Source organism: Comamonas sp. BIGb0152 (assembly GCF_024809975.1).
Taxonomy (GTDB): domain Bacteria; phylum Pseudomonadota; class Gammaproteobacteria; order Burkholderiales; family Burkholderiaceae_C; genus Comamonas.
On record NZ_JANUDY010000009.1, the window covers coordinates 108,333 to 121,736 of the forward strand.

Here is a 13,404-nt window from a genome sequence, read left to right on the forward strand (position 1 = left end):
GCCCTGAACAACGAGCTTCAGGACTTGGCCAGCAGGCCAATCAGCGCCGGCAGCATGGCATCGCCGTGCTGGGCTTGCACCTGGTCTTGCAAGGTCGTGGCGGCGGCATCGGCGATCAGGCTGGGCGCCTGCGCATCGTGGGCCATCGTGGTGTAGTAGCTCAAATCCTTGGCCGCGTTGGAGATGGAAAAGGCGATGCCCGAGGGGTCATCGGCCAGGATGAAGGATTGCAGACGGTCCAGTGCCACGCCTGCGCCGCCCCCAGTCGCTAGCACGCTGTGGAAGGCCTGCATGTCCATGCCCTGTTTGCGGGCGCAGGCAGTGGCCTCGGCCAGCAGGCTCATCTGGCCGACCGAGACAAAGTTGTGCAGCAGCTTCATGCGGTGGCCGTCGCCCAGCGCGCCCACATGGGTGACCTGGCTGGTGAAGGTGGCCAGCACCGGTTGCACCTGGGCCAGCACGGCCGCATCACCCCCTACCAGCAAGTTCAGCTGGCCATCATGGGCCTGTTTGGAGGTCTTGGTCATCGGTGCGTCGATGAACTGGCCGCCCGCCGCCTGCACGGCCTGGGCCATGCGCACGGTAGAAGCGGGCACCGCTGTGGAGCAGTCGATCACCACCGTGCCGGGGCGCAGCGCCGAGAGCAGGCCCTGCTCACCCGTCAGCACCGCCTCGACCTGGGGCGAGCCCGTCACGCACAAGATCACCACATCGCAGTGGCTGGCCAGCTCGGCCGGGCTTTGGCAGCTGCGGGTGCCCAGGCTCAGCAGCTCGGTGAGCGGTTGGTTGCCGGGGTGCTCCAGCACATAGAGTTGAAAGCCTTTGGCGGCAACGTTGCGGGCAATGCCGTGGCCCATCAGGCCGACCCCTATCAGGCCGACGACCGGCTGGGCTGTTTGCGATGGCATGGAAATCTCCTGGAGGTGGTTGCAAGTGGGTCAATAGCTCTAGCGTACCGCAAGCCTATTGCGCAGCGTCTGCGGCGGGATGGGATGCAGTCAAATGGGTGACCCCCTTTTGAGAGAGATGCCTCACTGCCCGGTGCGATGCCAAGGCTGCGCCTGGAGCGATGCAGACGCGCCGAGGTGTCGCCGGGATGGCAGATGCCATAGCGAGCCGGTTGCGGCCACAAAAAAGCCTCGTCCCACGATGGCGGGACGAGGCGGTGGTGCTCCAGCGCAGCGCTATCAGGGCTGGGCGCTGCCTTGCTGGCGCTTGCGGGCGGTGATGCCCAGGAACAGGAGGGTCAGCAGCGACAGTATCCCCAGGGCCCAGGGGCCCAAAGTGGGTACCTTCTGGGGCGTAGGGTCTCCAGGATTGGGCGGCTCGATCTCGGGCTCTTCCGTGATCTGGGCATCGGCCATGGCATCGCAACCGGTACTGGCATCGCAGACGGCGCCGGGGCCCGGCTCGATGCTGGACATGCTGAGCAGACTGCCCGATGCAGCTACCTGGCCCGACAAGTGGAAGACCAGCTCGGACCCGAGAGGCAGTGGAAAGCTGAAGGGCGCATTGTCCAGGTCGGTTGGGCAAACCGCGCCATTGGCCGCCGTGCAAGACCAGGCAGTGTTGCTCAGTGCCTCAGGCAGGACGCTGCTCAGGGTCACCAGACTGGCATCGGCGGGGCCGGGATTTTTCACGGTGATCGCGTAGTGCGCTGTCTCGCCCGGTTCAAACAGGGGCTTGTCGATGCTCGTCTCGATCGTCAACGAGGTCTGGCACAGAGAATCACCCGAGCGGATATGGGCCAGCAGGCCTGAACCCCAGCCCGCATCGGCCACGGCGAAGGTCAAGCTGTTGAGTCCTGTGGTCCAGGGGCCGTCCAGTGTGGCTACGCCGCCTTGTCCAGGGCCAAAGTTGGCGGGGGGCAGGGGCTGAAAAACGCCATTGATCGATACCCCCAGCATGCCGTCATCGGCGTAGTAGTCCATGCTCAGGCTCAGCGCGCTGGGCGGAATGCTGCTGGGCAGATTGAACTGCATGCGGTAGTAGTTGGTGATGGGGGGATTGAAGGGATAAGGCCGTGGGCGCGTGGTGGCGTTTGGCAACGGCGAGATCCAGTTGGTCTGACCGCCCAAGGAGGCGCCGGACACCCAGGCGGCTGGCAAGGCGGCCGTGGTGGGCACCCAGGTGGGCCTCCAGCTGGCACCTGGGCTGGGGCCCAACGCGCCGGTCGGATCGGATTGGGTGGAGGAGACCCACCACTGCGTATCCTCGCTGCCGTTAGGAATCAGCGCGCCCGCGTCAGAGTCATAGCCGGTATTCAGGATGGCGTTGTTCGCCTGGCAACTGAAGGTCGGAATTGAGGGCGCCACAGGCTGTGCGCTCGCCCATTGGCAGGCCAATAGGGTGACAGCCGTGGCCATCCATTTTGCAAACATATCAAATCTTTCTACAACTGAAGGAAGAACTTGAGTTTATTTGTATTAAAAAATAGAACTCAATAAAAATCTTCAATAATATTAAGAAGTGTATTTGTCTGTAAGGTATTGGCTGGGCTGTACAAGAGGCGTTTAGAGTTTTCAGCGCTCTGGCGGGGGAGCATAGTGAATACCCGCTGATCCACCGGCCCTGCTGCAGGCTGGGGCCTGGGCCTGATGGGGGGTGGTTCTGGGCCCACGGTGCTTTAACACCTGCATCAAGCTGTTTGGTTTAGCGCGATGCACAAATGTGTGCATAGAAAGCGACTGTGTATAGCGCCGCAGGAAGCACACGCCGCTTCGGCCAACCGAGCCCGGGGACCGGCGCCCAGGCGGGGCAGCGGGTGCCCCGCAGCCTTGCGGCTCAGGCTTGGCGCAACTCGGCCAGCACTTCCAGCGCGCGGTCGGTGCGCACATCGTGCTCGGCGGCCAGGCGCTTGGCCACTTGCTCCACCTCATCCCCCACAGCACCGGCCACCAGCGCAATATTGCGGGCATGCAAGGCCATATGGCCGCGCTGTATGCCTTCGGTCGCCAGGGCGCGCAGGGCGCCCAGGTTCTGCGCCAGGCCGACGGCCGCTGCAATCTCGCCCAGCTCCTGGGCCGATTTCACATCCATGATCTTGAGGGCCAGGCGTGCCAGCGGATGGGTTTTGGTCGCGCCACCCACCAGGCCCACGGGCATGGGCAGCTCGATGGTGCCGACCAGCGCGCCGGTGCTGTCTTTCTCCCAGGTGGTGAGCGAGGTGTAGCGCCCGTTGCGGCTGGCGTAAGCATGGGCGCCGGCCTCCACGGCACGCCAGTCGTTGCCGGTGGCGACGATGACCGGGTCGATGCCGTTCATGATGCCCTTGTTGTGGGTGGCTGCGCGGTAGGGGTCGATGGCGGCAAAGGTATAGGCATCGAGCACGCCTTCGATAATTTCTTCGCCGCTGCGCTCGGCGGTTGCCAAGGTCTGTGGCGTCAGGCGCACGCGGGCGCGGGCCAGGCGCAGATCGGCCAGGTTGGACAGAATGCGCAGCCGCACGGATCCGCCGGTGATCTGCTCGACCAGCGGCGAGACCGATTCGGCCATGGTGTTGACCGTGTTCGCCCCCATGGCGTCGCGCACATCCACGATCAGGTGCATGACCACCATGGGCCCCCGAGGGGATGCTGGGAAGACATGCACTTCGATGTCCTTGCAGCCGCCGCCCAGGCCGATCAGCACCTTGTCGCGGCTGTTGGCCAGCGCCAGGATCTGGTCGCGCGCCTGGTACAGCGCCAAGCGCACGCCGTAGGGGTCGCTGATGCCGACAATCTGCACCTGGGCACGCATCAGCGGCTGGGTGCTGGAGGTCTGAAAGCCGCCATCCTCACGCGCCAGTTTGGCCATGAACGAGGCCGCTGCGATGATTGAGGGCTCTTCGACGGCCAGCGGCACCAGCACATCGCGGCCATTGATCTGGAAATTGCCGGCCACGCCCATCGGCAACTCAAAGGTGCCGATCACGTTCTCGATCATGCCGTCGGCCAGGTTCAGCGGCAGCGCCCCTGGCTGGGCCAGCAGCGCATGCTCTTCTGGCGTCAACTGGCAGGCTTTGGCGATAAAGTCCCAGCGCTGGGCGGGGCTGAGGGCGCGGAACTGCGGTAGACGGGAATCGGTGGCCATGCTTGTCTCCTGATAATTTTTGAGTTGCTCGATACCAGCCACCAATCTACCTAAACTGTACCCATATAGACAGGTACAGTTTGCCGGGACAGTGCTGCTGCAATGCAGCATCCGACTTGGCCTATCGACGGAGCACACATGCCGAGAGCCTCGGGCCGCAAGGCCTCTATTGCAGAAAACCTCGCCGATATGCTGGGCCGGCAGATTGCCGACGGCGTGCTGCGCACCGGCGACAAACTGCCATCGCTGCGGGCCTTGGCGCAGCTGCATGGCTATGCCAAGAACACGGTGGTCGCGGCATTCGAGCTGCTGGTATCGCGCGGCCTGGTGCAAGCGCGTCGAGGCTCGGGCTTTTACGTGCTGGCCCAGCGCCCTGCGGCCTTGCCCGCAGGCGATGACAGCGCGCCACTGCAGCGCGCCATGGATGTCGTCTGGCTGATGCGCGAGCAGCTCAAGACTCGGCCCGATGCGCTGGCGCTGGGCGACGGTTTTCCGCCCGTGGACTGGCTGGCCGATATGCGGCTGGACCGCTACCACCAGAAAGTGGTGCGAACGGGACTGGGTGCGCTTTTTCGCTACGGCAGCCGCCTGGGCTATGCACCGCTGCGTGAGAGCCTGGTGCGCAAGCTGGGCATGTTCGGCCTGGAGGTATCACCCCAGCAGCTGCTGCTGACCCAGGGCGCCAACGACGCGCTGGACCTGGTCATCCGCCACTGGGTAGCGCCCGGCGCCACGGTGCTGGTGGACGACCCCGGCTACTACCTGCTGTTTGGCAAGCTCAAACTGGCCGGCGCCCGGGTGCTGGGCGTTCCGCGCCAGGCCGATGGGCCGGATGTGGCTGCGCTGGAGCGGCTGTTGCAAACCGAGCGGCCACGCCTGTTTTTTACCCAGTCGCTGGCGCACAACCCCACGGGCTCGGACCTGAGTGCGGCCAAGGCCCAGCGCATCTTGCAGCTGGCGAGCCAGCACCCGCTGCTGATCGTGGAGAACGACCCGCTGGCCGATTTCAAGCCAACCTCGGCCACGCGCCTGTCGGTGCAGGACCAGCTGGTGCGCACCATTTACATCGGCAGTTTTTCCAAGTCGTTTTCCGCAGCGCTGCGGGTGGGCTTCATCGCCTGCCACCCGGATCTGGCCAGTGACCTGGCCGATCTGCGCAGCCTCATCCATGTCAGTGGTTCGGAGTACTGCGAGCGCATGGTGGATGTGATGCTGCGCGAGGGCCAGTACGAGCGCCATCTGGTACGCCTGCGCGGGCGCCTGGGCCAGGCCACGGCGCAGGCGCTGGCCTGGATGGACCGCCAGGGCTGCGAGGTGTTTGCGCGCAGCGAGCAGTCGCTGTATCTCTGGGCGGCCTTTCCCGGCTGTGAGGATTCTGCGCAACTGGCCAGCGCGCTGCTGGCCCAGCAGGTGACGATGGCGCCGGGCCGGGTGTTCAGCCTCGACAGCAGCGCCGCCTCGCGCTGGTCCCGCTGCAATGTGGGGGCCATGCAGTCGCCGCGTCTGGATGCGGCGGTGGCGCAATGGCGCTTGTCAAAGGGCTAGTTACAGGCCCAGCTCCAGCGCCAGCAGTTCTTCGACCGTCTGGCGGCGGCGGATGAGCCGTGCCTTGCCGTCTTCGACCAGCACCTCGGCGGCCAGCGGGCGGCTGTTGTAGTTGCTGGACATCGAGGCGCCGTAGGCACCGGTGTCGTGGATCACCAGCAGGTCGCCCACTTGGGCATCGCCCAGCGGACGCGGCAGCACCACGCCTGCCTCGCCCTGGGTGAATACATCCCCCGATTCGCACAGCGGCCCGGCCACGACAGCCTCGCCCTGCACGGGCAGCACGCCTGCGCCACGGCGCTGCACATGCATAGCGTGGTAGCTGCCGTACATCGAAGGGCGCATCAGCTCGTTGAAGCCGGTATCGACCAGCACAAAGTGGTTGCTGCCGGCGTTCTTGGTGGCGCGCACCGTCCCCAGCAGCACGCCCGATTCGGCCACTAGGTAGCGGCCCGGCTCCAGCTCCAGCGCCAGGTGGTGGCCCACCAGTGCCTCGGCCTGTTTGCGTGCCGCATCCCAGAGCCCAAAGTAGTGCTGGGTGTCGATGGTGGCGTCGCCCTCTTTGTAGGGAATCGACAGACCGCCGCCGGCCGAGATGGCCTGCAGGCGGTGGCCGGCTTGCTGGGTGCGCTGCACCAGCTGCACCATGGCACCGCATACCTCTTGCAGATGGCCGTAGTCCACGCCTGAGCCGATGTGCATGTGCAGGCCCACCAGCTGCAGGCCGCGCTCGGCGATCACCGCCAGCGCCATGGTCAGGTCGCTGTGCCAGATGCCGTGCTTGCTGTGCTCGCCGCCGGTATTGGTCTTGTTGCTGTGGCCATGGCCAAAACCGGGGTTGATGCGCAGCCAGACCGCATGGCCGGGCGATGCCTGGCCCAGCTGGTGCAGCATGTCGATGGAGCCGGCATTGACGGGGATCTGGTGCTCGACCACGGTGGCCAAGGTGGCCTCGTCCATCACATCGGCGGTGAACACGATATCGGAGGGCTCGCCAAAACCGCCTTGGTAGCCGGCGGCCAGCGCCCGCAGAATCTCGCCGCGCGAGACCGCATCGACCTTGACGCCTTGCGCGCGCATCAGCTGCAGCACATGGATGTTGGAGCAGGCCTTCTGGGCAAAGCGCACGGTGTCGAAGGCCTGCAGCTCGGCAATGCGCTGGCGGATGGTGTCCGCGTCATACACCCACAAAGGGGTGTTGAAGTCATCGGCCAGCTGCCACAGCAGATCGGGGGAAAAAGGGTTGCTCATAGTCGGTGGCCCCAGCGGGGCGTGCAATCAGGGAAATCAGGGAAATCAGGGAAATCGGGGATACATGTAGCCAGTGTGCCTGGGGTGGGGTATTTGGTCTAATGCTTATTTATCGGAATGTCATTCATAATTGATATGTCATTCTTGTATTGCCGCCCACCCATGCCCCGTTCGCCAGCCCCCAATCCGCCAGCTTCCGATCCGCCCCAGGTCGCTAACCCGTCATCGCCACGCCTGCAGCACCGCCATATCGAGGTGTTCCGCGCCGTCATGCTGGCCGGTGGGGTGACTGGCGCCGCCGGCCTGCTGTTCAGCTCCCAGCCCACGGTCAGCCGCGATCTGGCACGTATGGAGCAGCTGCTGGGCTACCCGCTGTTTGAACGGGTGCAGGGGCGGCTGCGCCCCAACGCGCGGGCTCTGGCGCTGTGGGAAGAGGTGCAGCGCAGCTGGCAGGGGCTGGACCGGGTGATGGAGCGGGCAGTGGCACTGTCGCGCCCCCAGGCGGCGCGCATCAGTGTGCTCAGCATGCCGGCGCTCAGCCATGCGCTGCTGCCGGCGGCGCTGGCGTGCATGCAGCAGGCGCAGGGGCCGGTGGCGGTCAGCGTGGCCACGCAGGAATCGCCGTTGCTGCAGCAGTGGATGGCTGCGCAGCGCTATGACCTGGGCCTGACCGAGCAGGGCGAGGCACCCGCCGGCACGCGCGCCGTGGCGCTGCCGGCGGTGGACGAGGTGGCCGTGTTGCCCGCCGGCCACCCGCTGGCACGTAAGAGAAAGCTGCAGCCGGCCGACTTTGCCGGCCAGGCCTTTATCAGCCTGGCCGAGGGCGACCCGTATCGCGCCGAGATCGACCAGGTGTTTGCCCAGGCCGGTGTGGGCCGGCAGATGCTGCTGGACACGCACAGCGCCGTGGCGGTATGCGCCATGGTGCAAAACGGCCTGGGCCTGGCGATCGTCAACCCCTTCACCGCCCAGGCCTGCATGGGCCAGGGGCTGGTGCAGCGGCCACTGGCCTTCTCCATTCCTTTTCGTACCCAGGTGCTGCTGCCGCTGCACCGCGCTGCGGTGCCCGAGGTCGATGCCTTGGTGACAGCGCTGGCAGAGACGGTCGATGGCCTGCAGACCTACAATGCGCAGCACGCCGGATAGGCCGGCACGCTGACCGCCAGGAGAAAAATCCCCATGCCCGTTCCCCGCCTTCGCCCCGTTTTCCGCCCCGTACTTGCTGTCGCCTCTGGCTTGGCGCTGGCGCTGTTGTCCGGCTGTGCCAGCACGGGCAGCAAGAGCCCACAGGCCGCGCAAGCCCAGCCGCCCATCCAGGTCAAGGTGTTTGTCGCCGCCATGTTCGAGATCGGTGCCAACACGGGCGACCGGGCCGGCGAGTTCCAGCACTGGTATGAGCGCTACTTCCGCGATGCCAAGCCGATCCCGGTGGCGGGCGCTTTGGGCCCCGTGTTCTGCAATGCCGATGGCGTTTGCGGCAGTGTGCTGGGCATGGGCAAGGTCAATGCATCGGCCTCGATCCAGGCCATCGTGCTGAACCCGCAGTTCAATTTTGACCAGAGCTATTACGTGATCAGCGGCGTGGCCGGCACGCCGCCATCGCGCGGCACCATTGGCGATGTGACCTGGGGCAGCTGGCTGGTCGATTACGACCTGGGCCACCGCTGGGCCCCAGAAGAAGGCCAGCCCGGTGCGCCGGTGTTTGTTCCGCGCAAGGGCTATGAGGACTACCGCCGTTTTGCATTGAACCCGGCGCTGACCCAAGCCGCCTATGCGATGACACGCGCCGTGCCGCTGCAAGACAGTGACTCGGCCCAGCGCTACCGCATGCGCTACCCCGATGCCGCAGCGCGCAAGGCGCCCAGCGTGCATGTGGGCACGCACATGACGGGGGATACCTTCTTCCATGGCCCGGGCCTGTCCAAAGAGGCGCAGTACATCGCCAAGCTCTACGGTGCGGACGATTATGTCGCTACCGAAATGGAGGCTGCCGCCATTGCGCTGGTACTGAAGCGCAGCCATGGCACGGACCGGATTCTGAGCCTGCGCGGCTCCGTCAATTTTGACCAGGGCAACCCGCAGGAAACCACCCAGGCCCACCTGGACCCCAAGCCCGGTGACACCGCGGGCGGCTTTGCCGAGACGGTGGCCAATGTGGTGGCGGTGGGCGGTGTCTTTGTCGACACCGTGGTGAAGGACTGGCCGCAGTGGAAGGACGGCGTGCCGGTGCCGCGTTAGGTTGACTGGTTAAGCAAGGCCAGCACCACCAGCACTACCAGCACCACCAACGCAGCGCAGCGCGGGTGGTGCTTTTTTTCCGCTGCTTACTTCCAGGGCTGGGTCAGGATGGCTGCCAGGCTCTTGACGCCATCGAAGTAGTTGCCCAGGCGCATGTTCTCGTTCTTGCTGTGCTGGTTGTTGTCCGCATTCACCATGGGCACGATCACAAAAGGCACCTTCAGCGCCTGCACCGCTGCGCCGGTGGGCACCGTGCCACCCATCATGCGGATCTGCACGGGCGCCTGGCCCCAGGCCTGCTGCATGCCCTGGCGCAACCAGTCGCCAATAGGGGCGTTCAAATCGGTGCGCACGGCGCTGGATGAGGCCGATACACCGCCCATCTTCAGACTGGCGAGCTTGGGGTATTGGGCGCGCTGCTCGGCGCTGGGCTCGCCATCAATCAAGGTAAAGCCTTGGCCTTCGATATGCGTCTTGAGCAGCTGCAGCAGGCGCTCGGGTGGCGTTTCGGGTACCGTGCGCAGGTCCAGCTCGGCAATCGCCTGGGCGGGCACCACGGTGCGGGCCTTGGCGCCCACATCGGCGCTTTGCAGGCCGCGCACATTGAGCGAGGGGTACTGCATCGCTTCCTGGTAGTTGTTGCCCACCTTTTCGGCCTGCGCGATGCCCAGGCGCTTGCGCAGGGCGGCCTCGTCATCGGGCACGGCCTTCATCACCGCCTGGGTTGGGGCATCAAAGCTGATGCCATCGTAGTAGCCCTTGACGAGCACCCGGCCATCGGGCGCCTTCATCGAGGCCAGCAGCTGCGCCATCGTGAACGCAGGGTTGGCGGCGTAGTTGCCGTAGTGGCCGCTGTGCAGATCCTGGCTGGCGCCATAGACCGTGAAGGTGGCCTGGGCCACGCCCCGGTTGCCAAACACCAGGGTGGGGCGGTTGCTGGCATGCATGGGGCCGTCGAGCACCAGCAGGGCGTCGGCCTTCAAGGCCTCCAGGTGGGCATCGATGACGCCGCCCAAGGATGGAGAGCCCTTTTCTTCTTCCGAGTCGAGCAGGATCTTGATATTGGTGCTGGGTGCCAGGCCTTGCTGCTTGAGGGCGTCGATCGCCGCCATCAGCATGATGATGGGCGCCTTGTCGTCCGATGACGAACGGGCAAACACGCGCCATTCGGGGTTGGGCTGGGCGCCGTAGAGCTGGTCCAGCGCGATCTCTTTCCAGGAACCATCGGCCTGGCGCTCCTTGAGCACCGGCTTCCAGGGGCTCTCCTGCTGCCATTCGGCGGGGGTCACGGCCTGGCCATCCATGTGGGCGTAGAACAGCACCGTCTTGGTGGCACCGGGCACGGGCGGCAGGGTGGCCAGCACCATGGGCTTGCCCTGGTTGGGCAGCAGCTGGGTACTAAAGCCGCGCTTGTCCAGCGCCGCCTTGAACCACTGCGCATTTTTCTCGATATCGGCCGCCACATTCGAGTCATTGGGCAGCGCCAGCACCTCGATCCATTCGCGCAGGCTGGCGCTGCTGGCTTGGTGCACGGCGGCGTCCGATGGAGCAGCGGCCTGGGCCAGGCCGGCGGCGCACAGCGCGGCGCTGAGCAGGGTGAGGGTTGAGAATGTCATGCAGGGGCTCCGTCAGTGGTGGATGGACAGGTGGGATGGGCTGCAGTATCTCCGAGTGCGCGCTCGGCCATCTGCAGGCACAGCAAGCGATTGTCGCCAGGGCGCCAATCGCTCAGTGCGCGGGGCGCAGGCGCTCATGCTGCGCGATCAGCCCGGCAAACGATTGCTGCAACGCCTGCAGCGGTGGGGCATCTTGCGCCCAGCCCTCCAGCGCTTGCAGCGCAAGTGCGCCGGCCTCCAAGGTCGAAAGCTGGCCGGCGCGCGGCGCTTTGCGGATGCGGTAGCCGGCAGGCCCGGTGTCCGTCAGTGCCAGTCGGGGCAGCTGGGCCAGCAGGGGATTGGCATACAGCATCTTGCGGCTTTTGCGCCAGGTGCCATCGAGCAGCACCAGGCGCCGGACGCTCACTGGCGCATCGCACTCAGTCAGAGCGCTCAAGGCGGCTGGCTGGTCTGGCGTTTGCGGGTAGAGCAGCAGCGTTTGCTGCGCTGCCTCTGCACCCGGCCATGCGTCGTACAGCCACTGCTGCAGCTGCTGCGGGTCAAAGGCCTCGCCCACCTCCAGCCGGCTGCCCGGCAGGCACAGGTGCAGCAGCCGGGCAGTGCCCTTGGCCTCTTGCCGCTCCAGCGGGTGCTGCAGGATCAGCACCTGGGTAGCGGCCAGCACGGGCTGCGCCAGCGCACAGATACAGGCGCTTTGCGGCCGCAGGCAGACAGGGCACATCGCGCGGGGAGAGAGGCAAGACACGTGGTAGGCAGCAGTGGTGGGCAGAATGCTATTGTGCTGCAGGGAAAAGCCTGCGCCGCTATGCTGGCGCCCCTATGACAATGCACATGCCCTTTTCTGCCCGCATCGACATGGGCCAGCCTTTGTCTGGCGAACGCGAGCGCCTGCGCCTGAACCTGACCGGCCCCGACAGGGTGCTGGAGGCGCACGATGCGCCATCGCTGCGCGCCTTGCTGGTGGCCGTGGAGCAGGCCGCGCGTGCCGGGGCCTGCTGCGTGGGTGGCCTGCGCTATGAGGCCGCCACGGCGCTGAACCCCTATTTGCCCACGCAAGCAGCGGCCAGTGGCGAGGCGCTGGCCTGGTTTGCGGTGTGGGATGCCCCCGGCGCCGAGGCGGCGCAGCCGCCCGATGCCGAAACGCCAGCGGTGCAAGTGCAATGGCGCAGCGCGCTGACCCGTCCCCAGTTCGATGCGCAGATGGCCCGCATCCATGCCGATATCCGCAACGGCGCTTATTACCAGATCAACTACACCCAGCAGCTGCAGGGCCGCAGCGCCTTGCCCGGCGGTGGCGATGTGGACGGCGCAGCGCTGTTTGCCGCCTTGCAGCAGGCCCAGCCCGGCGGCTATGCGCTGCACATCGACAAGGGCGACGAGCAGCTGCTGTCGGTATCGCCCGAGCTGTTTTTTGACTGGCACCAGCCGGCCAGCGGCGCGGGAGCTATTTTGACCCGGCCCATGAAGGGCACCGCCGCGCGGGGCAGCACCGCCCAGCAGGACGAGGCGCAGGCCCAGGCACTGCGTGCCTCGGCCAAGGAACGGGCCGAAAACGTGATGGTGGTCGACCTGCTGCGCAATGACCTGGCGCGTATTGCCGTATTGGGCAGCGTGCAGGTGCCCCAGCTGTTTGCGCTGCAGGCCTTGCCCACCGTCTGGCAGATGACCTCCGACGTGCAGGCCCGCCTGCCTCAGGGCACCGGGCTGGTCGATGTGATGCAGGCCTTGTTTCCCTGTGGCTCGGTCACTGGCGCGCCCAAGCGGGCGGCCATGCAGGCGATTGCCGAGTTGGAGACGGAGGCGCGCGGCTGGTACTGCGGCGCGCTGGGCGTAGTGCGCTCCGATGGCGCCGGTGGCATGCGTGCCACTTTTAACGTGCCCATCCGTACCGTGCGCTTGCGGGGTCCGCAGCTGCAATGCGGCATTGGCAGCGGCATTACGGCCGATGCCACTGCCGACGGCGAATGGGATGAATGGCGGCACAAGCGCGCTTTTCTGGAGCGGGCCAGCATGCCGTTTGCACTGATCGAGACGCTGGCGCTGGACGATGGCGTGCTGCGCCATGCCGCGCTGCACCTGGAGCGCATGGCGGGGGCCGCTGTGCATTTTGGCTACCGCTGGGATGTGCTGGCCGCGCAAGCGGCTTTAGACGCGTTGGCGCAATCACACCCGCAAGGCCTGTGGCGCCTGCGCCTGCTGCTCGATGCGCAGGGCGCTTTCCAGGCCGAGGCCTTTGCCTGCCCTGCATCCCCCGCCCAGGTGGTGCTGCAGTGGGCGCCTGCGCCGCTGGCCGAGGCCCAGGGCGAGTTTGTCCGCTTCAAAACCAGCCGCCGCGCGCACTACGAGCGCTGGACACCGCAAGACGCAACCGTGTTCGACACGCTGCTGTGGAACCAGGCCGGAGAGATCACCGAAACCACCCGAGGCAATATCGCCATGCAAATCGATGGGCGCTGGATCACCCCCGCGCTGCATTGCGGCCTGCTGCCCGGTGTGGGGCGCCGCCTGGCGCTGGAGGCGGGTCAGGTCGTGGAGGCGGTGGTGCCGCTGAGCGACGTGCCGCGCGTTGAGGCCTGGGCCTTTCTCAATAGCTTGCGTGGCTGGATACCGGCGCAGGTGCGGGGTGAGGTGCCGGTGTGGCCGCAGCCTGCAGTAGGTATCTGAGTCTGTTCAGCAGGCCTGT

At 66.1% G+C, this 13,404-nt stretch carries 10 protein-coding genes; 4 read left to right on the top strand and 6 right to left on the bottom strand.

Annotated features, from left to right (window positions below; translation table 11 throughout):
• Nucleotides 1-17: 17 nt before the first annotated feature.
• The 3 genes from M2375_RS17265 to M2375_RS17275 form a co-directional block, all read right to left on the bottom strand.
• A complete protein-coding gene (locus M2375_RS17265) occupies nucleotides 18-908 on the bottom strand; it encodes an NAD(P)-dependent oxidoreductase (RefSeq protein ID WP_259169117.1) in 891 nt (296 codons plus the stop codon).
• 279 nt (nucleotides 909-1,187) lie between these two features.
• Complete coding sequence (locus M2375_RS17270; protein ID WP_259169118.1) at nucleotides 1,188-2,381, bottom strand: DUF11 domain-containing protein; 1,194 nt, start codon at nucleotides 2,379-2,381, stop codon at nucleotides 1,188-1,190.
• A gap of 403 nt (nucleotides 2,382-2,784) precedes the next feature.
• Nucleotides 2,785-4,071, bottom strand: a complete 1,287-nt coding sequence (locus M2375_RS17275) for a hydroxymethylglutaryl-CoA reductase, degradative (protein ID WP_259169119.1) — start codon at nucleotides 4,069-4,071, stop codon at nucleotides 2,785-2,787.
• A 138-nt stretch (nucleotides 4,072-4,209) separates the two neighbouring features.
• Here M2375_RS17275 and M2375_RS17280 point away from each other — a divergent pair, with 138 nt between their 5' ends.
• Entirely contained in the window at nucleotides 4,210-5,616 is a 1,407-nt protein-coding gene (locus tag M2375_RS17280; RefSeq protein WP_259169120.1) for a PLP-dependent aminotransferase family protein, read from the top strand.
• Here M2375_RS17280 and lysA read toward each other — a convergent pair whose 3' ends face one another.
• Entirely contained in the window at nucleotides 5,617-6,867 is a 1,251-nt protein-coding gene (gene lysA, locus M2375_RS17285) for a diaminopimelate decarboxylase (protein WP_259169121.1), read from the bottom strand.
• A gap of 162 nt (nucleotides 6,868-7,029) precedes the next feature.
• Between lysA and M2375_RS17290 the strand changes: the two genes are divergently transcribed.
• Complete coding sequence (locus M2375_RS17290) at nucleotides 7,030-8,013, top strand: LysR family transcriptional regulator (RefSeq protein WP_259169122.1); 984 nt, start codon at nucleotides 7,030-7,032, stop codon at nucleotides 8,011-8,013.
• A gap of 33 nt (nucleotides 8,014-8,046) precedes the next feature.
• Nucleotides 8,047-9,105 carry a purine nucleoside permease gene (locus M2375_RS17295; RefSeq protein WP_259169123.1) on the top strand — a complete coding sequence of 353 codons (1,059 nt, stop codon included), beginning with the start codon at nucleotides 8,047-8,049 and terminating at the stop codon, nucleotides 9,103-9,105.
• 86 nt (nucleotides 9,106-9,191) lie between these two features.
• On the opposite strand, the gene M2375_RS17300 is transcribed toward M2375_RS17295, so the two are convergent.
• Together M2375_RS17300 and M2375_RS17305 are read right to left on the bottom strand one after the other, a co-directional pair.
• Nucleotides 9,192-10,721, bottom strand: coding sequence for a M20/M25/M40 family metallo-hydrolase (locus tag M2375_RS17300; RefSeq protein WP_259169124.1), 1,530 nt, complete (start codon nucleotides 10,719-10,721; stop codon nucleotides 9,192-9,194).
• 112 nt (nucleotides 10,722-10,833) lie between these two features.
• A complete protein-coding gene (locus tag M2375_RS17305) occupies nucleotides 10,834-11,466 on the bottom strand; it encodes a tRNA-uridine aminocarboxypropyltransferase (RefSeq protein ID WP_259169125.1) in 633 nt (210 codons plus the stop codon).
• 86 nt (nucleotides 11,467-11,552) lie between these two features.
• Between M2375_RS17305 and M2375_RS17310 the strand changes: the two genes are divergently transcribed.
• Nucleotides 11,553-13,385: a bifunctional anthranilate synthase component I family protein/class IV aminotransferase gene (locus tag M2375_RS17310; protein WP_259169126.1), complete on the top strand. Its 1,833-nt coding sequence runs from the start codon at nucleotides 11,553-11,555 to the stop codon at nucleotides 13,383-13,385.
• The last annotated feature ends 19 nt before the right edge of the window (nucleotides 13,386-13,404 follow it).

Bases quoted from the DNA above. Each gene is read 5' to 3' on its own strand.
- M2375_RS17265 (WP_259169117.1), bottom strand. From the start codon at position 908: ATGCCATCGCAAACAGCCCAGCCGGTCGTCGGCCTGATAGGGGTCGGC.
- M2375_RS17270 (WP_259169118.1), bottom strand. From the start codon at position 2,381: ATGTTTGCAAAATGGATGGCCACGGCTGTCACCCTATTGGCCTGCCAA.
- M2375_RS17275 (WP_259169119.1), bottom strand. From the start codon at position 4,071: ATGGCCACCGATTCCCGTCTACCGCAGTTCCGCGCCCTCAGCCCCGCC.
- M2375_RS17280 (WP_259169120.1), top strand. From the start codon at position 4,210: ATGCCGAGAGCCTCGGGCCGCAAGGCCTCTATTGCAGAAAACCTCGCC.
- lysA (WP_259169121.1), bottom strand. From the start codon at position 6,867: ATGAGCAACCCTTTTTCCCCCGATCTGCTGTGGCAGCTGGCCGATGAC.
- M2375_RS17290 (WP_259169122.1), top strand. From the start codon at position 7,030: ATGCCCCGTTCGCCAGCCCCCAATCCGCCAGCTTCCGATCCGCCCCAG.
- M2375_RS17295 (WP_259169123.1), top strand. From the start codon at position 8,047: ATGCCCGTTCCCCGCCTTCGCCCCGTTTTCCGCCCCGTACTTGCTGTC.
- M2375_RS17300 (WP_259169124.1), bottom strand. From the start codon at position 10,721: ATGACATTCTCAACCCTCACCCTGCTCAGCGCCGCGCTGTGCGCCGCC.
- M2375_RS17310 (WP_259169126.1), top strand. From the start codon at position 11,553: ATGCCCTTTTCTGCCCGCATCGACATGGGCCAGCCTTTGTCTGGCGAA.